Source organism: Streptomyces sp. NPDC036984 (genome assembly GCF_055607665.1).
On the sequence record NZ_JBVJRL010000009.1, the window covers coordinates 1 to 20,457 of the forward strand.

General features: G+C 72.7%; 23 protein-coding genes and 1 pseudogene. 12 read left to right on the forward strand and 12 right to left on the reverse strand.

The annotated features are described in order from the left end of the window. Positions 1 to 726 (reverse strand): maltotransferase domain-containing protein (locus tag ACZ7DL_RS18210; protein WP_470775171.1); only part of this gene is annotated, 726 nt, incomplete at its 3' end. A gap of 110 nt (positions 727 to 836) precedes the next feature. Beyond that, positions 837 to 1,136: a DUF5133 domain-containing protein gene (locus tag ACZ7DL_RS18215; protein WP_030641557.1), complete on the reverse strand. Its 300-nt coding sequence runs from the start codon at positions 1,134 to 1,136 to the stop codon at positions 837 to 839. A gap of 303 nt (positions 1,137 to 1,439) precedes the next feature. Here ACZ7DL_RS18215 and ACZ7DL_RS18220 point away from each other — a divergent pair, with 303 nt between their 5' ends. After that, a complete protein-coding gene (locus ACZ7DL_RS18220; RefSeq protein WP_470775172.1) occupies positions 1,440 to 1,952 on the forward strand; it encodes a pep a2 in 513 nt (170 codons plus the stop codon). Then, complete coding sequence (gene glgX / locus ACZ7DL_RS18225; RefSeq protein ID WP_470775173.1) at positions 1,949 to 4,147, forward strand: glycogen debranching protein GlgX; 2,199 nt, start codon at positions 1,949 to 1,951, stop codon at positions 4,145 to 4,147. Before ACZ7DL_RS18220 ends, glgX begins: the two co-directional genes overlap by 4 nt. Positions 4,148 to 4,159: 12 nt before the next feature. Here the strand turns inward: glgX and ACZ7DL_RS18230 are convergent, their stop codons facing one another. Then, positions 4,160 to 4,969 carry a VOC family protein gene (locus tag ACZ7DL_RS18230; RefSeq protein WP_470775174.1) on the reverse strand — a complete coding sequence of 270 codons (810 nt, stop codon included), beginning with the start codon at positions 4,967 to 4,969 and terminating at the stop codon, positions 4,160 to 4,162. Positions 4,970 to 5,097: 128 nt separating this feature from the next. Here ACZ7DL_RS18230 and ACZ7DL_RS18235 point away from each other — a divergent pair, with 128 nt between their 5' ends. Continuing rightward, the gene (locus ACZ7DL_RS18235; protein WP_470775175.1) at positions 5,098 to 5,418 is read left to right on the forward strand and encodes an ANTAR domain-containing protein; all 321 of its coding nucleotides are present in this window, start codon (positions 5,098 to 5,100) and stop codon (positions 5,416 to 5,418) included. Positions 5,419 to 5,420: 2 nt separating this feature from the next. Here the strand turns inward: ACZ7DL_RS18235 and ACZ7DL_RS18240 are convergent, their stop codons facing one another. Further along, positions 5,421 to 6,212, reverse strand: coding sequence for an RNA polymerase sigma factor SigF (locus ACZ7DL_RS18240; protein WP_470775176.1), 792 nt, complete (start codon positions 6,210 to 6,212; stop codon positions 5,421 to 5,423). A gap of 221 nt (positions 6,213 to 6,433) precedes the next feature. Here ACZ7DL_RS18240 and ACZ7DL_RS18245 point away from each other — a divergent pair, with 221 nt between their 5' ends. The 3 genes from ACZ7DL_RS18245 to ACZ7DL_RS18255 all read left to right on the forward strand — a co-directional run bounded on the left by ACZ7DL_RS18245 (position 6,434) and on the right by ACZ7DL_RS18255 (position 7,627). Continuing rightward, on the forward strand, positions 6,434 to 6,772 hold the full coding sequence (locus tag ACZ7DL_RS18245) for a hypothetical protein (protein WP_470775177.1): 339 nt from the start codon (positions 6,434 to 6,436) through the stop codon (positions 6,770 to 6,772). Positions 6,773 to 6,853: 81 nt separating this feature from the next. Continuing rightward, positions 6,854 to 7,015, forward strand: a complete 162-nt coding sequence (locus ACZ7DL_RS18250; RefSeq protein WP_470775178.1) for a hypothetical protein — start codon at positions 6,854 to 6,856, stop codon at positions 7,013 to 7,015. Between the two features lie 87 nt (positions 7,016 to 7,102). After that, entirely contained in the window at positions 7,103 to 7,627 is a 525-nt protein-coding gene (locus ACZ7DL_RS18255; RefSeq protein WP_470775179.1) for a hypothetical protein, read from the forward strand. A 53-nt stretch (positions 7,628 to 7,680) separates the two neighbouring features. On the opposite strand, the gene hemC is transcribed toward ACZ7DL_RS18255, so the two are convergent. The 6 genes from hemC to ACZ7DL_RS18285 form a co-directional block, all read right to left on the reverse strand. After that, positions 7,681 to 8,616, reverse strand: coding sequence for a hydroxymethylbilane synthase (hemC, locus tag ACZ7DL_RS18260; protein WP_470775180.1), 936 nt, complete (start codon positions 8,614 to 8,616; stop codon positions 7,681 to 7,683). Positions 8,617 to 8,751: 135 nt separating this feature from the next. Further along, positions 8,752 to 9,528 (reverse strand): NPP1 family protein, encoded by a 777-nt coding sequence (locus ACZ7DL_RS18265; RefSeq protein ID WP_470775181.1) that lies wholly within the window; start codon positions 9,526 to 9,528, stop codon positions 8,752 to 8,754. Positions 9,529 to 9,711: 183 nt separating this feature from the next. Continuing rightward, complete coding sequence (locus ACZ7DL_RS18270; protein WP_470775389.1) at positions 9,712 to 10,692, reverse strand: ATP-dependent DNA ligase; 981 nt, start codon at positions 10,690 to 10,692, stop codon at positions 9,712 to 9,714. A gap of 83 nt (positions 10,693 to 10,775) precedes the next feature. Next, positions 10,776 to 10,988, reverse strand: coding sequence for a hypothetical protein (locus ACZ7DL_RS18275; protein WP_470775182.1), 213 nt, complete (start codon positions 10,986 to 10,988; stop codon positions 10,776 to 10,778). 233 nt (positions 10,989 to 11,221) lie between these two features. Beyond that, entirely contained in the window at positions 11,222 to 12,736 is a 1,515-nt protein-coding gene (glpK, locus tag ACZ7DL_RS18280; protein ID WP_470775183.1) for a glycerol kinase GlpK, read from the reverse strand. Positions 12,737 to 12,780: 44 nt separating this feature from the next. Further along, positions 12,781 to 13,536: an IclR family transcriptional regulator gene (locus tag ACZ7DL_RS18285; protein ID WP_470775184.1), complete on the reverse strand. Its 756-nt coding sequence runs from the start codon at positions 13,534 to 13,536 to the stop codon at positions 12,781 to 12,783. A gap of 185 nt (positions 13,537 to 13,721) precedes the next feature. On the opposite strand from ACZ7DL_RS18285, the gene ACZ7DL_RS18290 reads away from it, so the two are divergent. Continuing rightward, entirely contained in the window at positions 13,722 to 14,141 is a 420-nt protein-coding gene (locus ACZ7DL_RS18290; RefSeq protein WP_470775185.1) for an ATP-binding protein, read from the forward strand. Positions 14,142 to 14,145: 4 nt separating this feature from the next. Here ACZ7DL_RS18290 and ACZ7DL_RS18295 read toward each other — a convergent pair whose 3' ends face one another. Beyond that, the gene (locus tag ACZ7DL_RS18295) at positions 14,146 to 15,369 is read right to left on the reverse strand and encodes a PP2C family protein-serine/threonine phosphatase (RefSeq protein ID WP_470775186.1); all 1,224 of its coding nucleotides are present in this window, start codon (positions 15,367 to 15,369) and stop codon (positions 14,146 to 14,148) included. A 97-nt stretch (positions 15,370 to 15,466) separates the two neighbouring features. Then, a complete protein-coding gene (locus tag ACZ7DL_RS18300) occupies positions 15,467 to 16,225 on the reverse strand; it encodes an IclR family transcriptional regulator (protein ID WP_470775187.1) in 759 nt (252 codons plus the stop codon). A 64-nt stretch (positions 16,226 to 16,289) separates the two neighbouring features. Between ACZ7DL_RS18300 and ACZ7DL_RS18305 the strand changes: the two are divergent. The 5 genes and pseudogenes from ACZ7DL_RS18305 to ACZ7DL_RS18325 all read left to right on the forward strand — a co-directional run. Continuing rightward, a pseudogene (locus ACZ7DL_RS18305) lies at positions 16,290 to 16,696 on the forward strand (GntR family transcriptional regulator); the annotation flags it as partial. 65 nt (positions 16,697 to 16,761) lie between these two features. Next, the gene (locus tag ACZ7DL_RS18310) at positions 16,762 to 16,968 is read left to right on the forward strand and encodes a hypothetical protein (protein WP_470775188.1); all 207 of its coding nucleotides are present in this window, start codon (positions 16,762 to 16,764) and stop codon (positions 16,966 to 16,968) included. 31 nt (positions 16,969 to 16,999) lie between these two features. Beyond that, complete coding sequence (locus ACZ7DL_RS18315) at positions 17,000 to 17,380, forward strand: DoxX family protein (protein ID WP_470775189.1); 381 nt, start codon at positions 17,000 to 17,002, stop codon at positions 17,378 to 17,380. A 46-nt stretch (positions 17,381 to 17,426) separates the two neighbouring features. Then, positions 17,427 to 17,894 carry a peroxiredoxin gene (locus ACZ7DL_RS18320; RefSeq protein WP_470775190.1) on the forward strand — a complete coding sequence of 156 codons (468 nt, stop codon included), beginning with the start codon at positions 17,427 to 17,429 and terminating at the stop codon, positions 17,892 to 17,894. A 56-nt stretch (positions 17,895 to 17,950) separates the two neighbouring features. Further along, positions 17,951 to 20,281, forward strand: coding sequence for a SpoIIE family protein phosphatase (locus tag ACZ7DL_RS18325; protein WP_470775191.1), 2,331 nt, complete (start codon positions 17,951 to 17,953; stop codon positions 20,279 to 20,281). Positions 20,282 to 20,457: the final 176 nt, after the last annotated feature.

Here is a 20,457-nt window from a genome sequence, read left to right on the forward strand (position 1 = left end):
CGGCAGGTAGACCACGTCGAAGCCCATCTCCGCGATCGGCTTCAGCCGGCGGGCGGCCGTGCGGAACGTGCCGTGCGGCTGCCCGGCGGTGCCCTGCGAGCGCGGGAAGAACTCGTACCAGGAGCCGTACAGGGCGCGTTCGCGCTCCACCAGCAACGGCATCGGGTCGGAAGCCGTCACCAGCTCCCGCAGCGGATACCGGGCCAGCAGCGCCTCCACCTCCGGAGCCAGGGCCGCCTTCAGCCGGTCGTGCACCGACAGAGAGTCGTCGCCGAGGGCGCGCGCGGCGGCCAGGACCAGGGTGCGCTCGGGGCCCTTGGGCACCCCGGCGGCGGCGCGCTCGTACAGCTCGGCGCCCTCCTCCAGGACCAGGCCGGTGTCGATCCCGGCCGGCACCTTCACGGACGCGATGTGCCGCCAGGTCGCCAGCGGGTGACTCCACGCCTCCACCCGGAACGTCCAACGGCCCGTCGTGTCCGGGGTGATGTCCGCGCCCCAGCGGTCGGTGCCCGGGGCGAGTTCCCGCATCGGCGTCCACGGGCCGCGACGGCCCTTCGGATCGCGCAGGACCACATTCGCACCCACAGCGTCGTGCCCTTCGCGGAACACGGTGGCCGTGACCTGGAAGGTCTCCCCGGCCACCGCTTTCGCCGGGCGCCTGCCGCATTCCACGGCCGGCCGGACGTCGCGTACCGGTACACGGCCGATGGCCGGGGTCCTGCGCATGTATCTCACCTCCGCCGTGCGCGAAGCCGGGCACCCGGCCCGGCTTCGCGATCCGATAGTCGGGGCCGGCGCGTGCCGGTCCCGAGAGGAACGCCTTGTACGGTGCCAGCTCAGGGGCTTGGCGCCGTGGAACGCCGCTCCGGTGGCGGCGCTCTTCTGGCCGCCCGGCGTGGCTGCGGCCGTCCGTCCTGCTCGCGCAGGTAGGTGACCAGGTTCGTGCGCAGATAGCGCTCGGCGGCGTCCGCGGCCTCGCGGGCGCAGCGTTTGCCCATCAGGACGCACAGCGTGTACCCCGAGTCCTCGAAGGTGGCCCGGACCGTGCGGTCGTGGGGCGAGGCGAGCATGACGCGCTCCCACGCCCGGTAACGCCGCAACTGCCGGGCCACTTCGGCCTTGGCGGGTAGCAGCATGGCCCTCTTCACCTTCCACGCTCTCGACTGGGCGCGTTCCCGACGGTCGGGTGGTGGCCGCGCAGGGGTGGGCGCGGCACCGTTACGGCGATCGAGGCTTTCACTTATGGTGCACGCACCACGACGCAGCGTCTTGTTGGAGCTTCAACGAACGCCGGTGTGGCGTGCTCGTGTTGCACGAATGGCGTAGTGCCCGCACCGTGGAGGTGACTCAGAAGCGATCAACGCTCACGCTTTGTGTCCGGGATCCCTCCCGGACGGGGCGAGGGAAGCGAGAGCTTCGCCGGTGAGGAGCAAGCGACGATGAAGACCGCAGTGCCCTGCTACTACCACCTCGACGTGGAAGTCAGCCCGGAACGGGTGGGACAGGTCAGCCGCATCCTGGCCGCCCATCTCCGCTACTGGGACCTCGAGAACCTCGTGGACCCCGTCTGCCGCGGCGCCGAACTGCTGCTGCGGGCGATCGACGCGCATGCGACGAACAAGCACACCTCGATCGAGATGTGGTGGAACGGCCAGCACCTCATCACCGCCTTCGGTGACGACGACCCGGACCTGCGCCCGGACCAGGACCTGCGGTCCTGCCTGGCGGACATCGCCGCCATGAGCGACGGCTGGGGCTGCTGCGCCTCGGACACCGGCAGCAAGATCATCTGGTTCTCGCAGCGCGCCCGCGCCGGCCAGCGCGTCCCGCTGGTGCCCACCGCCCCCGCGCCCACCCTGCGGGAGGGCCTCACGGTGCCGCGCGAGGAGCGCATGGCCGTGCTGGCCGGGCCGGCGCCCGCCGGTGACGACACCCTGGAGGGCAGCCGGTGACCGCCCGCAGGACCCGGAAAGGGGTGCCCGTCTGGAGCGGGCACCCTTACCCGTTGGGTGCCGCGTTCGACGGCCAGGGCACCAACTTCGCCTTGTTCAGCGAGGTCGCCGAGCGCGTCGAGCTGATCCTGGTGGACGAGGCCGGCACCGAGACCCCCGTCCCGCTGCACGAGGTCGACGGATTCGTGTGGCACGCCTACCTGCCCGGCGTCGGCCCCGGCCAGCGCTACGGCTACCGCGTGCACGGCCCCTGGCAGCCGGCGCTCGGCCACCGCTGCAACCGGGCGAAGCTGCTGCTCGACCCGTACGCGCGCGCCGTGGACGGTCAGATCGACAACCACGCCTCCCTGTACGAGCGCGCCCCGGACGGGCCGGCTCCGGCGGACAGCGCCGGGCACTCGATGCTGGGCGTGGTCACCGACCCGTTCTTCGACTGGGGCGACGACCGCCCGCCCAGGACGCCGTACGCGGACTCGGTGATCTACGAGGCCCATGTCCGCGGCCTCACCCGTGCCCACCCCGACGTCCCGGAACGGCTGCGCGGCACCTACGCCGGCCTCGCGCACCCCGCCGTGCTCGAACACCTGACCTCGCTCGGCGTCACCGCGGTGGAGCTGATGCCGGTGCACCAGTTCGTGCACGACGGCGTGCTCCAGGACCGCGGTCTGTCCAACTACTGGGGCTACAACACCATCGGCTTCTTCGCCCCGCACAACGCCTACGCCGCCTTCGGCACCCGCGGTGAGCAGGTCAACGAGTTCAAGGCCATGGTGAAGGCGCTGCACGCGGCCGGCCTGGAAGTCATCCTCGACGTGGTCTACAACCACACCGCCGAGGGCAACGAGAGGGGCCCCACGCTGTCCTTCCGGGGCATCGACAACGCCTCCTACTACCGCTTGGTCGACGGTGACTGGGCGCACTACTACGACACCACCGGCACCGGCAACAGCCTGCTGATGCGGCACCCTTACGTACTCCAGCTGATCATGGACTCGCTGCGGTACTGGGTCACCGAGATGCACGTCGACGGGTTCCGGTTCGACCTCGCGGCCACGCTGGCCCGGCAGTTCCACGAGGTGGACCGGCTGTCGGCGTTCTTCGACCTGATCCAGCAGGACCCGGTGATCAGCAGGGTCAAGCTGATCGCCGAGCCCTGGGACGTGGGGGAGGGCGGCTACCAGGTGGGCAACTTCCCGCCGCTGTGGTCGGAGTGGAACGGCAAGTACCGTGACGCCGTACGGGACTTCTGGCGCGCCGAGCCCGGCTCGCTCGGCGAGTTCGCCTCCCGGCTCACCGGCTCCTCCGACATCTACCAGCACAGCCGGCGCCGGCCGCGCGCGAGCGTCAACTTCGTCACCGCGCACGACGGTTTCACGCTGCGCGACCTGGTGTCGTACAACGACAAGCACAACGAGGCCAACGGCGAGGACAACCGGGACGGCGAGAGCCACAACCGGTCCTGGAACTGCGGGGCGGAGGGCGACACCGACGACCCCGCCGTCCTCGAACTCCGCGCCCGCCAGCAGCGCAACCTGCTCGCCACGCTGCTCCTCTCGCAGGGCATCCCGATGCTCTGTCACGGCGACGAACTCGGCCGCACCCAGCGCGGCAACAACAACGCCTACTGCCAGGACAACGAGATCTCCTGGGTGGGCTGGGACCTGACCGGGGAGCAGCGCGCTCTCGCCGACTTCACCCGCCGTCTGATCGCCCTGCGCGCCGGGCACCCGGTGCTGCGCCGGCGCCGCTTCTTCCGCGGCGAGACCGTGACCCACGCCGAGCAGCCGCTGCCCGACCTGATGTGGCTGCGGCCCGACGCCCGTGAGATGACCGGCCGGGACTGGCAGCGCGGCGACGCGCACTCGGTCGGCGTGTTCCTCAACGGCGACGCCATCGCCGAGCGTGACCCCTACGGCCGCCGCATGGTCGACGACTCCTTCCTGCTGCTCGTCAACGGCTACTGGGAGCCGGTCGACTTCCGCCTGCCCGACGCCTCCTTCGGCGAGCGCTGGACGACCCTGATCGACACCGCCGACCCCGACGGCCTCCCCGACGAACGCGAACGCAAGGCCGCCACGCGGCTCCGCGTGGAGGCGCGGAGCCTGGTGCTGCTGTCACGTCCGTCGCGGGACGCATCCCGGGGGCGCGAGAAGCGGCGCGTCCAGCCCCGACCCAGCCGCGGGCGCAGACAATGAGTGCCGCCCCCGTCAGCGGCTGCCGCGCGCCGTCACCGTGAACTGCGCACCGTCCGGATCGCGCAGGATCGCCTCGGTCTCCTCCTCGCGCAGCACGCTGCCGCCGTGCTTCTCCGCCGTGCGGGCGCAGCCCGCCACGTCACTCACCGCGAAGTGCACCTGCCAGTGCGGACGCACCGAGGGGTCCGGAGCCGCCTCCACCGCCCCCGAGTCGATGCGCGCCACCACGTCACCCCGGCTGCGCAGCACCACCTCGCCGCCCTCGTACTGGACCTCGCAGCAGCCCGGCAGCCCCGTCGCCCAGTCCAGGATCTCGCCGTAGAAGATCGCGGAGTCGAAGGCGTCCCGGGTGTGCAGCCGTATGAACGTCGGGGCCGCCTGCCGCCACGCCTCCCAGTTGGTGACGAGCTCACCCTGCCAGATCCCGAACGTGGCCCCGTCCCGGTCGGCGAGCAGCGCCGCCCGGCCCGGCGGGAACGACAGCGGCCCGACCGCCGCCGTACCGCCGCGCTCCCGGGCCCGGGCCACGGCCACGTCCGCGTCCGGCACGGCGAAGTACGGTGTCCAGGCCACCGCCATCTGCCACATGGAGGCGACGGCGGCGATCCCCGCCACCGGCACCCCGTTCGCCAGGGCGATCCGGAAGTGCTCGCCGAGTTTGGCGCCGCGCCAGCGCCAGCCCAGGACGGCCGCGTAGAAGTCCTGGGTGGTCTGGAGATCGCGGCTCGTCAGACTCACCCAGCACGGCGCCCCGAAGACGGAGTGGGTGGACATGACGTCTTTCCTGCGCGGTCCGTCGCCGGCGGGGGTGTCGTGATTCATGGCAGTCGCGTCCTGCTCTCGGGGCCGGGTGGCCACCGGTCTGGCACCAGTGTCCGACCGGACGGGGGTGGATTGCCTGTCGAGTACCCCGGTTGGCAGCGGGGCAGGCCCCTGCGCAGCATGGAGCCATGGCAGAGAGCGAGCCGGACCAGGACCGTGTGGCGGCACTCCAGGCGGAGGTCGAGCAGCTGAAGGAAGCCGTGACCTCGCACGCGGTCGTGGACCAGGCGATCGGGATGGTCGTGGCGCTCGGCCGGGTCTCCCCGGACCAGGGCTATCAGGTGCTGCGAGAGGTCTCCCAGCACACCAACATCAAATTGCGCAACATCGCGGAGCTGATCCTCATCTGGGGGCGCCGCGGTGACATCCCGCCCGAGATCCGCGCCGAGCTGGAGGACGCCCTGGACCGGTACGGCCCCACGCAGCTGCCCGGGGCCGAGGAGACGTAGGGTCAGCGGACCTCCGCGAGGAGTTCCTCGCGCAGCCGGTCGAAGCAGCCGCTGAGCAGCCGTGAGACGTGCATCTGCGAGATGCCCAGCTGCTGGGCGATCCGGCTCTGCGTCATACCGCCGAAGAACCGCAGGTAGAGGATGGTGCGTTCGCGCTCGGGCAGGGCTGCGAGGCATGGCTTGACCGCGGCGCGGTCCACCACGAGGTCGTAGCCCGGGTCCGGTACGCCCAGGGAGTCCCCGAGGGCGTAGCCGTCCGTGCCGGCCACCTCCGCGTCCAGGGACAGCGCCGAGAAGCATTCCAGCGCCTCCATGCCGGTGCGGACCTCGTCCTCGCTGAGCCGCGTGTACGCGGCGATCTCGGCCACGGTGGGCGGCCGGCCGGACGTCGTCTGCGCCAGCTCCTTCGCGGCGGCGCGGACCCGGTTGCGCAGGTCCTGCACCCGGCGCGGTACGTGCAGAGTCCACATGTGATCCCGGAAATGGCGCTTGATCTCGCCGGTGATGGTGGGGACCGCGTACGCCTCGAAGGCGCGGCCACGGGAGGGGTCGTAGTGGTCGACGGCCTTGACCAGGCCCAGCGCGGCCACCTGGTAGAGGTCCTCCAGGGCCTCCCCCCGGCCGCGGAACCGCACAGCGATCCGCTCCGCCATGGGAAGCCAGAGCCGGACCAGCTCGTCCCTGAGCGCCTGGCGCTCGGGACCGTCGGGCAGCTGCGCGAGCCGCTCGAAGGACTCGCCCGTATCCGGGGCGTCGTCGTGAGGATGGGACCTGATGCTGCCCGTGACACGCATGGCGCGCACCTCTCTCAGCAGGTGCTGATGGGACAGACACCGTGGGAGGTGCGCTCGGATCATGGAAGGACACCGGGGCGCCCGGCCCAGCCGGCTCCCACGGACGTGCCTCCTGTCCGAAGCACTGTGGTTCGCTTTCCCGCTGGGGGAGATCTCGAAACAAATAAGTACATAGCGTCTCTAAAGGGGCAACGCTTCTGCAACAGACATAGTCGTTCGGAGTGGGACGCGAGACCTTCCCGGAGGAGCCGGCCGACGCGCTCGTGCGCATCCAGCGGCTGATCCGGCGCCGGCTGCGCGGCCGGCTCACCGGCCCCCGGCTGCGCGGCGCCGAGATCGAACTGCTGCGGCTGGTCGAGTCCCCGCCCGGCATCGGCGTCTCGGACGCGGCCGGAGAGCTGCACGTGGCGAGCAACTCCGTGCCGACCTTGGTCAAGCCGACCGGGAGGCACTGCGCGCGGCCCCGCCCGCCCGGCGCAGGCCGGCGGTGGCGCTGCAGGAGGAGGCCGAGGAACCTTGAGCGGGGTCCGGGTCGCCCTGTGGTCGCCGATCTCCGGTAGAGCTCCTGTTCAAGTCGACGCTCTGCGGGGCCCGCTGATCGCTACGCCCGCGCGTCTCGCCGCCGGCTTCCCGTGCCGGCGGTGGCCGCCGCGCTCGGCGTCATCGCCGCCTCGGCACTGCTCGGCCGCCGGCTCGGTGATCTTGCTGCGGACGTGATGTGCGGCACGCGCGCGTACCCGGCCGGAACGTGCCGTGCGCGAGTTCTTCCTGGGCAGCGCTTGATCACCGATCAAAGCGGGTGAATCCCCTGGCCACAGCGCATTCTGCTCATTTGACAGTGCGCTCAGCGCACAGATAGACAGCAGCTCTCGAAGGTCGAGAGGGGCACTGTGTACGAGCCGAACGTGGTCGGTGACTGGCAGGAGTACGAAGAGCATGCCGGTCTGCGGGTCCGCGTCCACCGCCTGGAGGCGGCCGAGCCGCCGCGCGGACGGGACGACGCCGCCGCCGGCCTGACGTACTTCAGTGTCCGGGTGACCGTGGAGAACCGTGGCGCACGGCACCTCGGCATCCATCTGGAGGACGGTCAGATCGACGTCCGGGTCGGTCCCGACGGCGAGGGGGCCTTCATCGACTGGCGCAACTCCCAGTTCATCGAGGGCTTCGACGTCTATCCGCTGCGCCGGGCCACCGCCGTCCTCTACGCCGCCGCCCCCGAGGCCGCGCTCACGCACGTGGATGTCCAGGTGCAGCTGCGGGTGGACGACGAGTGGGCCGACCGCCGGCTGTGGGCGGGCGGAATCGGCGCCCTGGAACCGACCGCGGCGGCCACCTCCGCGGGCACCGGGCAGGGCAGCCTGGCCCACCAGGTCAGCGCCTTCCTGAGGGACCAGACGGAGCCGGGCACGGCCTGAGCCGGGCGGGGCCGGCCGGCCTCACGCGGGCGGCCCCGGGCGCCGTACGCGGCTCAGTGCGGAATGCCGTCGATGATCTCCCGCGCGCCCTGCCGGAGCAGCGCGACCGCGACCGAGGTGCCGAGGGTGGCCGGATCGAGCCGGCCCGCCCACTCGTGGGCGTTCAGCCGCGTCTTGCCGTCCGGCGTGAAGACGCAGGCCCGCAGGGAGAGTTCCCCGCTGCGGTCCACGCGCGCGTACCCGGCGATGGGGCTGTTGCAGTGCCCCTGGAGGACGTGCAGGAACATCCGTTCCGCCGTCGCCTCGCGGTGGGTGGCCGGGTCGCCGAGCCCGCTGACCGCGTCGATCAGAGCGGTGTCGTCCTCCCGGCACTGGAGGGCGAGGATGCCCGCACCGATCGGCGGCATCATCGTCTCCGGGGACAGCACCTCGCTGATCACGTCCGTGCGGCCGATGCGCTCCAGGCCGGACACCGCAAGCAGCAGTGCGTCCGCCTCTTCGGCGGCCAGCTTCTCCAGCCGCCGGTTGGCGTTGCCGCGGAACGGCACACACTCCAGATGCGGGTGGGTGGCGGCCAGCTGGGCGACCCGGCGCACCGATGAGGTGCCGATCCGGGTGCCGGCCGGCAGCTCGTCGAGGGTGAGCCCGCCCGGGTGCACCAGCGCGTCCCGGATGTCGTCCCGCTCGAGGAACGCGGCGAACACCGTCCCGGCGGGCAGCGGCCGGTCGGCAGGCACGTCCTTGACGCAGTGCACGGCGAGGTCCGCCTCCCCGGCGAGCAGGGCCGCGTCCACCTCCTTGGTGAACGCCCCCTTCCCCTCGACCTGGGAAAGATCGCCCATCCACCTGTCACCGGTCGTCTTCACCGGGACGACTTCCGTCCGCACACCCGGGTGCAGTACGGCCAGTTCGGCGCGGACCCGCTCGACCTGGGCCAGGGCCATGGGCGAGTCGCGGGAGACGATACGGATCAGTTCCGGCACAGACATGAGGACACGATAGACCCTCGGATCACCCGCCCGTCACGGGATGACGTGCTCGACCCGGTGTGGCCGGGCAGGCCGGTGAGCGACGGAGCGCCGCCGGCCGAGTGATCCCGGCCGGCGGGCCCGAGTACGGGCGGCTCAGGCATTGGGGTCGAACGCGATCCCGGACGGTTTCGCCGAAGCGAGGTGGGAGGCGAAACTGCCGTCCTTCAGGCCGAAGTGGGCGCTGCCGAAGTCGTAGGCGCTCAACTTCTCGCGTACGCCCGCAGGATAGCCGTTCCAGCCGACGAGGGCCGGGTACTGCCAGGTGTGCTTGTGGTTCTCCGGCGGCTCGTCGTTGGCGTTGGCGAACCGGAAGCAGTGCGTGCTGATGCCGTCCTTGTGGTACACGACCTTGGCGTGCGTGCCCTCGAAGCGGACCTCGGAGGCAGGGCGCACGGTGAACGAGCCGTGGTTGGACGTCGACACGTACCGGACCTGCCCGTCCTGCACCCACACCACCACGTGCTCCCAGTCGTGGCGGTGCCCGCCGATGCTGCTGCCGGGCAGCGCCTGGTCCTTCTCGAAGTAGAGGCCGTAGAGGTAGGCGCACCAGCCGTTGTTGCACGTGGAGCGGGAGTAGCTGTTGGTGTTGTCGAGGTCGGAGGCGTCGTGGCAGCTGCCGTTCAGGGACCCCGTCGGCTTCAGGCCCCCGTTGACCGTGCCGTCGGGGCCGATGGCGGGCGTCGGGTAGCAGCCGTCCGTGTCGTAGTCGAAGGCCGGCTGGTACGTCAGGTCGGCGGCGTCGGCGTTCTTCGGCAGCGCCGGGGGAGGGGCGGCGAAGGCCGCGGCGGGGAAGGCGACGACCAGGGCGGCGGCACCGGCCAGCACGGCGGACCATCTGCCGCGCCGGACACGCAGGGCGGACGAGGACACGGATGTTCCTCCAACGGTGGTGGGGAGCAGGGCAGTTCAGCATCCCGGGTGCACACCGCGCTGCCAAGGGGTCACACGCGTCGCAGGACAGAACACGGCCCAACCCCCGTCGACCCACCAGCAGATGGGTACGTCATCGGCCAACTTCACCGCATGACGGCCCCGTCGGGATGGATCCCGTGCCTACCCGAGGCCCTCAGGCAGGTCCGCCGCCGCGTCCTTTGGGGCGAGGTCCGGGCGCAGGCGCAGCCAGGACGGCTGGCGCAGCATGCCGTTGCGGGTCCGGGTGCTGTAACTGACCTCGCCCACCAGCCGGGGCGCCACCCAGCGGGCCTCGGCGATCCGCGGCGCCGGATCGAAGGGGCACCGGTCGCTCGCCGCGTCCCGGAGCAGTTCCGCCAGCCGGGTGCGTTCCGCCTCGCTCCAGCCGGTGCCCACCCCGCCGACATATCTGAGCCGCCCGTCCGCATCACGCTGGCCGACCAGGACCGCGCCGGGCAGGCCGGTCAGTCGGCCCTTGCCGGGCAGCCAGCCGCCGACGATCACGTCCTCCGCCCGCATGTTCCGGATCTTGATCCAGGCACGCGAGCGCACCCCGGGCTCGTACACCGAGTCCAGCCGCTTGCACACCAGGCCCTCCAGTCCGTGCTCCCGGGTGGCGCGCAGCGCCTCGGCGCCGTGCCCGGTCACGGCGGCCGGCGTCGACCAGTACGGCCCGGCCAGACCCAGCTCCGCCAGCCGCGCCCGCCGCCGTACATAGGTCAGCCGCACCAGCGGCTCCGCCAGGTACGGCACGTCGAACAGCACCAGGTGCACCGGCACCTGGGCGGCCCGGCGCGCCGCCCGCGCAGGGGCGTGCGCGAGCCCCATCCGGCTCTGGAGCAGCTGGAAGTCGGCCCGGCCCTGCGCGTCCAGGGCCAGTACCTCGCCGTCCAGCACGGCGGGCGTGGCGCCCAGGGCCGTGCCCAGCGGCCGGAGTTCGGGGTAGGCGCCGGTGATGTCCTCGCCCGAGCGGGCGCGCAGCAGCACACTGCCGTCCCCGGGCAGATAGACCATCACCCGCTGGCCGTCCTGCTTGGTCTCGTACGCCCACCGCGCGTCCTGGGCGGCCGGCGGCAGGGTGCCCGGGGTGGCGAGCATCGGCGGGATGAGCGGCAGGGTCACGGCGGTCACGGCAGAAGATCTCGACCGAGGACCGCGCCCTCACGCGCCTTTGCCCGCCGGTTCCCCTGAACGGGTCCGCCGGCTCAGGCGACCTGTTCGGCCGGCGGCTCGGGGCTCGCCGCCGCCGGGACCGGGCCGGCGGGGCGGTGACGGGGGAGGAAGGAGGCGAAGGTGAGGGCCGCCGCGCCCGCGCCGAGCGCCATGACGGCCTTGAAGCCGTTCTCGGAGGGCAGCGCGTGGCCGCCGAGGCTGGTCGTCACCTGCACCAGGAACACGCCCGCGACCGCGCTGGCCACCGATGTACCGATGGACCGCATGGCCACCGCGGGGCTCGCCCACGCGATCGTCGGCCGGTGGCTGGCACCGGTCCGCCCCGACCGCTGACGCCTGCCCGCCGGGCTCCGGTCAGCCCCGGCCTCTTACGCCCCGCCGGGCTCGCCGACCGTCTCCGGTTCGTCTGACCGTCTGGTCGTCCGGTCTCTGGTCGTCCGGTGGCCCGTGGTCCGGTGACCGGTGGCATTGTGGCGGGTCAGGAAGAGCGCGGCGGCCGGACCCAGCCCAGGGACCGTTCCACGGCCCGCAGCCAGTTGTCGTACTCCCACTCCCGGCGCTCGGGGTCCATGTCGGGCAGCCACTGAGCGGCCCGGTGCCAGTTGCGGCGCAGCACCTCCAGGTCGGACCAGTAGCCGGCGGCGAGACCGGCCGCGTAGGCGGCGCCCAGCGAGACCGTCTCGGCGACCATGGGCCGCACCACGGGCACGTCCAGCACGTCGGCCACGAACTGCATGAGCAGGTTGTCCGCGGTCATGCCCCCGTCCACCTTGAGCTGCTGGAGCGAGACCGAGGAGTCGGCGTTCATGGCGTCCACGACCTCCCGGGTCTGCCATCCCGTGGCCTCCAGGACGGCACGCGCCAGGTGGCCCTTGGTGATGTACGAGGTGAGGCCGACGATGACCCCGCGGGCGTCGCTGCGCCAGCGGGGGGCGAACAGGCCCGAGAAGGCGGGGACGATGTAGCAGCCGCCGTTGTCCTCGACCGTCCGCGCGAGGGTTTCGATCTCCGGGGCGCTGCTGATCAGGCCCAGGCGGTCACGGAACCACTGGACGAGCGCGCCGGTGATGGCGATCGACCCTTCCAGGGCGTAGACGGGCCGCTGGTCACCGATCTTGTAGGCGACCGTCGTGAGCAGCCCGTGCCGGGAGCACACGAGGTCGCTGCCGGTGTTGAGCAGCAGGAAGCTGCCCGTTCCGTAGGTGCACTTGGCCTCGCCGGGGGAGAAGCAGGTCTGGCCGAAGAGGGCGGCCTGCTGGTCGCCGAGGGCCGCCGTGATGGCGACACCCGGCAGCAGCGAGTGGGCCTCGCCGTACGTCTCGGCGGACGACCTGATCTCGGGGAGCATCGAGCGGGGCACCCCGAAGAAGTCCAGCAGTTCGTCGTCCCAGGCGAGGGTGCGGATGTTCATGAGCATCGTGCGGCTTGCGTTGGTGGCGTCGGTGATGTGCAGGCCGTTGTCGGCGCCTCCGGTGAGATTCCAGATCAGCCAGCTCTCCATCGTGCCGAACAGCACCTCGCCGTTCCTGGCGCGCTGCTCGACACCCTTGACGTGGTCGAACAGCCACCGGATCCGCAGCGCCGAGAAGTAGGTCGACGGCGGCAGAGCGCACCGTTCCAGGAAGAACGCCTCTCCGGGGTGCCGGCAGAGCTCCTCGACGAGCGGCGCGGTGCGGGTGTCCTGCCAGACGATCGCCCGGCCCAGCGGGGTGCCGGTCCGCCGGTCCCACAACACCGTCGTCTCGCGCTGGTTGGCCAGGCCGATGGCGGCGACCTGCTCCTTGGCGACCCCCGCGTCGGACAGCGCCTCGGGGACGACGCGGCGCAGGTTCTGCCAGATCTCCACGGCGTCGTGCTCGACCCATCCCGGTCGGGGGAAGTGCTGCTGGTGCTCCTTCTGCGCGACCGAGACCAGCCGCCCACGGTGGTCGAACAGGATGCAGCGGGTGGAGTTGGTGCCCTGATCAATGGACATTACGTACCGTTCAGCCATGATCGGGTCTGCCTTCCGACGGGTCGAGGGGCGGCTGTCCTGGGCTACCAGCGGGCGGCTCCCAGGTCTCTGGAGATCGCCCGCGCGGCCTCCCGGATCAGGTTGATCAGACTGGGGCGGGGGTGACCCTGGCTGTCGCAGATCCGCTCGACCGGTCCGGACAGCCCGATGGCGCCGACGACCAGGCCGCCGTGCCCCCGGATCGGCGCCGACAGCCCGGCCTCGCCCATGCTCATCTCCTGGATCTCGGCGGCCCAGCCGAGCTCCCTGACCGAGGCGAGCGCCCGGGCGAGCCGCTCGGAATCGACCAGGGTGTGCCGGGTGTACGCCTCCGGCTGCCCTTCGACTGCCGCGGTCCCGAAGGCCAGCAGCACCTTGCCGAGCGAGGAGGCGTGCAGGGGCAGCAGCGAGCCCACGTCCAGGGTCTGGAAGGTGTCGTCCGGCCGGAACACGTGGTGGACGATGAGGACCTTGCCCTCCAGGGGGGTGCCCAGACGTACCGCCTCCCCGCTGCGGGCGGCCAGCGCGTCGGCCCAGTTGAGGGAGCGCGAGCGCAGCTCGTTGACGTCCAGGTAGCTGGTGCCGAGATGCAGCAGGGCGGCTCCGAGCTGGTATTTCCCGGTCGCCGCGTCCTGCTCCACGAAGTCCACGTGCTGGAGCGTGCGCAGAATGCCGTGGGCGGTGCCCTTCGCCAGTCCGAGCGAGGCCGCCACCTCGCCGAGCCCGAGTCGGCGGGGCCCTCCGGCGAGCAGACGCAGGATCGCCGCCGCCCGTTCGATCGACTGGACTGGGCCGGCCATGAGGCGAGCCTATTACCGCGACGGGCGCTTCGCTTCGCGGGCCGGCGGACGTCCCGGCACAGCGGCGTTCGGTAATGCCGACCGATGTTCATTGACCGGCCCGATTTGTCTCCATAGCTTGGGTGAAGTCCGGCATGCGCTGAGACAAAGCGCCGCACCGGCAGCACTGACCAGCGGGAGAGAACATGGTGGCACAGCTCAACACGCTGCTTCGGGCGGCATGCGAACACGTGTGTCCGGTTCCGCCCGTCGCCGGCGCCGTCTCGGCCGTACGCCGGAGTGTGGCGGCCGTCCTCGCCGACTGGAGCCTGTGTCCGGAGCTCGTCGAGGACACGCTGCTGGTGGTGTCGGAGCTGGTCACCAATGCGATCATCCACGCCCGGCCCCCGGCGGAGCTGCGGATGTCGTGGGTGCGGGGCGAGGCCGGCGACACCCTGCGGGTCGCCGTCACCGACGCGGGACCCGCGCTCACGGCGGGTCGGTCCGGGCTCGACCCGGACGAGCACGGCCGGGGCGAGGCGATCGTGCACGCCCTGGCGTCGCGTCACGGCATACGGTTTCACCCCGGCGGCGTGACGCGCTGGGCCGAACTCGCCGCGGTCTGAAAGCTCACCCCGGCGGGGTGACCCGCTGGGCCGAACCCGCCGCGGTCTGAAACGCCGCCTGCGACCCTGACGACACGAGGACCGGCTCCTCCGCGGCCGTTCGCCGGAGCAGCAGCAGGGCGGCGTCGTCGTGCAGCCGCCCACCCACATGCGCCAGCAGCTCGTCATGGAGCGCGGTGAGCGTGCGCGCCGGCTCCTCGCAGACATGGCGGGCCACGCCTTCGGCCAGCGGATAGAACCGGCGCGCGTGATCGCGGGCCTCGATGACCCCGTCGGTGTAGAGCAGCAGCTGGTCTCCCACCGCCAGGGGCAGACGCTGGAGGCCGGGGGACTGGCCCGAGAGGGCGCGCAGACCGAGGGGCGGCGCGGGATGGACGGGTTCCACCGCCGTCACCGGTCCGGACCCGGATATCAGCAGCGGCGGCGCGTGCCCGCAGTTGACGATCTCCAGGTGTCCGGGCCGGGGGTATCCGGCGACCACGGCGGTGACGAAGTCGTCCGAGCCGAGATTGCGCGCCAGGCTCCGCTCGATCCTGCCGACGACGGCGAGCAGGTCGGGCTCGTCGTAGGCGGCCTCCCGGAACACCCCGAGCACGAGAGCGGCGGTTCCCACGGCGGGCAGTCCCTTGCCGCGCACGTCACCGACGATCAACCGGATCCCGTGCGGCGTGGGCACGAGGGCGTAGAGGTCCCCGCCGATCCGGGCCTCGGCCGCCGCCGCGCTGTACCGGACGGCCACCTGGAACGGGCCGACGGTCTCCGGGACGGGCTGGAGCAGTGCCTGCTGGGCGGCCTCGGCGACCGAGCGGACGGCCGCGAGGACCCGTTCCCGGCGGCCGCGCAACGCGCTGGCCAGGCCGCTCGCCGCGGTGACGGCCAGCAGGGCGCACAGGACGGCCGCCAGCTCGCGTGCCGGAACCCCGCGCCCGACGCCCAGCCCCACGCCCGTCGCCGCGGCCAGGAGCCCGGCGCAGAGCACACCACGCGGCCCGTTGGTGGTGGCCGCCAGGGCCGGTCCGGCCGCCAGCAGCGGCAGCCAGGTGGTCCCCGCCCCGCCGGCCAGGGCGACGAGCACGACGAGGGCGAGGACCAGCGCCGGCAGCACTGGCGTTCCCGCGGCCCGCTGCCCGGCGGTGCGCCGGGGGGCCGGTCGCTCGGCGTCGGCCGCACGGTTCCGGAACAGCCGCGTCGGCGCGTCGCCGCCGCCATGGTGTCGAGCCTGGCTCATGTCTCGTCCGCAATCCTCGCTTGTAGGGGGTGTACACCCGGAATGTCTGTTTCTCCAAGGAAACGGGCCGGGCGAGGCAGCCACAAGGCGCGGATTTTCAGATAGTGAGCGAGAGGCCTCTGGTCACCCGGCTCGCGATCGTGAGCAGTCGCGCCCGGATCTCCCCCAGCTGGGCCTGCCGCTCCACCGGCAGGGAGACGCCGAGGGCGCCGAGCGTGGTCCCGCGGTAGACGGGCACGGCCACGCACACGGTCCCGAGCGCGTACTCCTCCAGGTCCGTGACGGCCGGTGCCAGCGGGGGCGAATCGATCCGGCGGATCAGCTCCGCAAGGCTGGTGATCGTCCGTGGCGTGAGATCGGCGAGCTGGTGCCTGGAGAGGTAGTCCCGGCGGGCCTCCTCGTCCATTCCGCGCAGCACCGACTTGCCCAGCGCGGTGGCGTGCCCGGCGTCCTCGAACCCCACCCAGAGATCCGCCCGGGGCGTGCGGGGGCCGTCGACGATCTCGGCGATTCTGATCTCGCCGTCCTCGTAGAAGGTCAGATAGGCGGCGCTGGACAGCTCGTCCCGCAGCGCGGCGAGCGTCGGGCGGACACGGCTGAGCAGCGTCTGCCCGCGGCCGGCCGAGTGCAGGGAGCTCAGCCTGTCGCCGAGGACGAAGCCGCCGTCGTCCAGTTTCAGCAGGTATCCGTCGTGCACCAGGGTGCGCAGCAGGTGATAGGCGGTGGCCAGGGGCAGGTCCGCCTCGCGCGCCAGCTGTTTCGCCGGCGCGCCGTTCTCGTGCGCGCTCACCGCCTCCAGCAGCCGGAAGGCTCGCTGCACGGATGTGATGAGCGTGGGGCCGTCCTGCGCGCCCATAGCACCAGGTTGCCCCGGGCGCCTGCCCAGGGCAAGGCAGGCCCCCGCGGCGGGCGGCGCCGCGGAAGCGGTCGCCATCACGGAGTGCCGCATGGTCCTGGAAGGGCTGTGCGCGGCCAAGCGGCCGTCGCGGCCGGCGACGAGCAGCCGGCGGAGCTGGCCGACCTCGGCGCGGCGATGGAGAAGGCCGTCGCCGCCGGGGAGCCGGTGACGTACTCCGAGCTCAACCACCGGCTCCACGACCGGATCCGGGAGATCTCCGGGCGGCGGACCGCGGTCGAGCTGCTGGAGCGGCTGAACGCCCGACTGATGCGCCACCGCTTCCAGCTGGCGCTCCGGCCGGGGCGTCCCCAGCAATCCCTGAACGAGCACCTGGCGATGATCGACGCGATCAGGGCCAGGGACCCGCAGGCGGCCGAAGCGGCCGTCCGCGCCCACCTCACCAGCGTGATCGCGGCACTGCGCGACTGATCGCCGCACCGGCGCATCGACCAGGGTGAGGCGGGCGCACCCTGTCGACCAAGGAGAACCGAGCCATGAACCACGGCAACGCGCCCGCCGCCCCCGAGCCCTCGGCCACGCCCGAGCAGGGGCGACCGCCCTCCCCCCGGTCCACTCTCGTCGTCACCGCGCACGCCGGGGACTTCCCTCGCCGTCGTACGGACGCCGGTGCCCCACACGTGCGGACCGCGGCGCACGGGTGTCCGTGGATCACGGCCACGCCGGTGCGTACCGTCCAGTAATATCCGGCGGCAGGCCATCAGAGGAGGAACCGTGTCCCGGTCCGAACGCTCACCCCTGCTGCTCGCCGGCCTGCTGGCAGCCGCCGGGGTCGCCCACTTCGCCGCACCGCGGCAGTTCGACGCGATCGTCCCGCGGCTGCTGCCCGGCTCGCCCCGGACCTGGACGCACGTCAGCGGAGCCGTCGAGCTGGCCCTCGCGGCCGGGATCGCGGCGCCCCGGACGCGCGCCGCGGCCGGGAAGGCCGCGGCCGCCTTCTTCGTCGGCGTCTTCCCGGCGAACGTCCAGATGGCCGTGGACTGGCGCGACCGGCCCGCACCGCTGCGGGCGGCGTCCCTCGCCCGGCTGCCCCTCCAGGTGCCCCTCGTGCTGTGGGCCCGCGCGGTGGCCCGGAACGGGGAGGGGCGGCCGTGACCGAACACAGGGACACCGGGCCGGCCGGCGCCGGGGAGGGACAGCGATGAGCGAACACCTGAAGGTCGGGGACAAGGCCGAGGACTTCGCCCTGCCCGACGAGACCGGGACCACCCGCCGGCTCACCGAACTGCTGGCCGACGGCCCGGTCGTGCTCTTCTTCTACCCCGCCGCCCTCACCCCCGGCTGCACCGCCGAGGCCTGTCACTTCCGGGACCTCGCCGCCGAATTCGCCGCCGTGGGCGCCCGGCCCGTCGGCATCAGCGGGGACGGCGTGGACAAGCAGCAGGAGTTCGCCGGCCGGCACGGCCTCGGCATGCCGCTGCTCTCCGACCCCGACGGCACGATCCGCGAGAGCTTCGGCGTCAAACGGGGCTTCTCCCTCGCCCCGACCAAGCGCGTCACCTTCGTGATCGCCCAGGACCGTACGGTCCTGGAGATCGTCCGCAGCGAACTGCGCATGAACACCCACGCCGACCGGGCCCTCGTGGCCCTGCGCGCCCACCAGGGCTGAACGCCCGGCGGTCCCCGCGCTTGATGCGCCGGAATTATCGGAACATCCTGGGGCGTATGAAGCATGTCGCCCCCATGGCGATCATCGATGCTCGGGGCACGGTGACCGGGTGGAGCGAGGGCGCAAGGCTGCTCACCGGCCACCCGGCCGAGGAGGTCGTGGGCCGGCCGGCGGCGGATCTGCTCGCCGAGGACGTCCCGGACGGCATCCTCGCCGCCCGGGAGGGAACCGTCGCCCTGCGGCACCGCGACGGGCACCGCATCGACCTGCCCCTGACCGCCTGCCCGCTCGCCGGCGCCGAGGGGCAGCGCGCGGGGTTCGTCCTCACCGCCCCGCCGGCCGGCCTCACCCTGGCCGCCCAGGCCTTCCAGCAGGCGTCCGTGTCCATGTCGGTCTTCGACCTCGGGCAGCGCTATCTGCGCGTCAACGACGCCGCGTGTGAGGTGATGGGCGTACCCGAGGAGGCACTGCTCGGCCGGTTCTTCCCGGACACCGTGGACGACGCCGAGCCGCACCGGGGCTTCCTGGAGCACTTGCGCCAGGTCGCCGAGACCGGCCTGCCGGTCCGCTACGAAAGCTTCACCGACGCGCCCAACCTGCACCGGGAACACGCCTGGAGCATCGAGATGTGGCCGCTGCGCGACGGCTCCGGCGCACCGACCGCGGTCGCGCTCGCCGCGTTCGACAGCAGCGAGCAGTACTGGGCCCGGCGCCGCCTGGCCCTGCTGAACGAGGCCGCGACCGGCATCGGCACCACCCTGGACGTGGTGGGCACCGCCGAGGAGGTGATCCGGCTCCTGATCCCGCAGTACGCCGACTTCGCCAGCGTCGACCTGCTCGACTGGGTGCTCGGCGCGGACGAACCGCCGACCGTCCCGGACGGCCGCGTCGCCCTGCGCCGCGTCGCCCACGGATCCGCCTGCCCCGGCAACCCCGGGGCCGCCCTGCGCATCGGCGAGACGGAGGTCTACCAGCCGACCTCCCCGCCCGCCCGGGCGCTGCACGAGGGCCGCGCGGTGCTCGGCCAGGCCGACGAGCCGGAGTTCGTCCAGTGGCTCGCCCACCGCAACGCACGCTCGCCCCAGGGCCGCCCGTACCGGCAGGGCGTCCACTCCGTGATCGCGGTGCCCCTCCGGGCCCGCGGCACCACGCTGGGCGTCGCGGTCTTCGTCCGCAGGGCCCACCCGGACGCCTACGGCCCCGACGACGCCGTCTTCGCGGAGGAACTCGCCAGCCGCGCCGCCGTCTGCATCGACAACGCCCGCCGCTTCGCCCGCGAACGCGACACCGCTCTGGCCCTCCAGCACAGCCTGCTCCCGCGCGGCCTGCCCGGACAGGCCGCCGTCGAGGTCGCCCACCGCTATCTGCCCTGCGGATCGCTGGCCGGCGTCGGCGGCGACTGGTTCGACGTCATCCCGCTCTCCGGCGGCCGGGTCGCCCTGGTCGTGGGCGATGTGGTGGGCCACGGCATCCAGTCCTCGGCCACCATGGGCCGGCTGCGGACCGCCGTCCGCACCCTCGCCGACGTCGACCTGCCTCCTGACGAACTCCTCACCCACCTCGACGACCTGGTCACCCACCTCGCCGCCGACGGCACCGGCGAGGAGGTCGCCGAACTCGGCGCGACCTGCCTCTACGCCGTCTACGATCCCGTCTCCCGGCGCCTCGCCCTGGCCGCCGCCGGCCACCCGGCCCCGGCCGTCGTCCTGCCCGGCGGCACCGCGGAGTTCCTGCCCCTGACCGCCGGGCCGCCGCTCGGCGTCGGCGGACTGCCCTTCGAGGCGACGGAGCGGGAACTGCCCGAGGGCTCGGTCGTCGCGCTCTTCACCGACGGCCTGCTGGAGTACCGCGACCGGGACCTGGACGGCGCCACCGACGAACTGCGCCGGGCCCTCACCGGACCGGCCGACTCCCTCGAAGCCCTGTGCGACAACGTCCTGAAGTCCGTCCTGCCCGACCAGCCCTGCGACGACGTCGCCCTGCTGCTCGTGCGCACCCGGGCCCTCGGCACCGACCGGGTCGCCACCTGGACCGTCCCGCCCGACCCCGCCCAGGTCGCGGTCGCCCGCCAGGCGGCCACCGAGCAACTGACCGCCTGGGGGCTCGAAGAGACCGCCTTCGTCACCGAACTCGTCGTCAGCGAACTCGTCACCAACGCCATCCGCTACGGCGACCCCCCCATCCAGCTCCGCCTGATCCGCGACCGCGCCCTCATCTGCGAGGTCTCCGACGCCAGTTCCACCTCCCCGCACCTGCGCCGGGCGCACGCCTACGACGAGGGCGGCCGGGGACTGCTGCTCGTCGCCCAGCTCACCCAGCGCTGGGGCAGCCGGCAGACCGGCACGGGCAAGACCATCTGGGCCGAACAGCCGCTGCCCGACGCCTGACCGCGCCCGCTCACTCGAAGGAGCAGCCCGGGTTCGGCACCGACTCCGCGTACGGCGAGCCGTGCGGCAGGCCGTATCAGTACGTCCGGCGGCCACCGCCCCGAAGATCGGGGTACCGAGCACGGTGCGCAGGGGAAGCCGCCCGAACCCGGTACGGCGCTCGGCCCGCCGTGGAC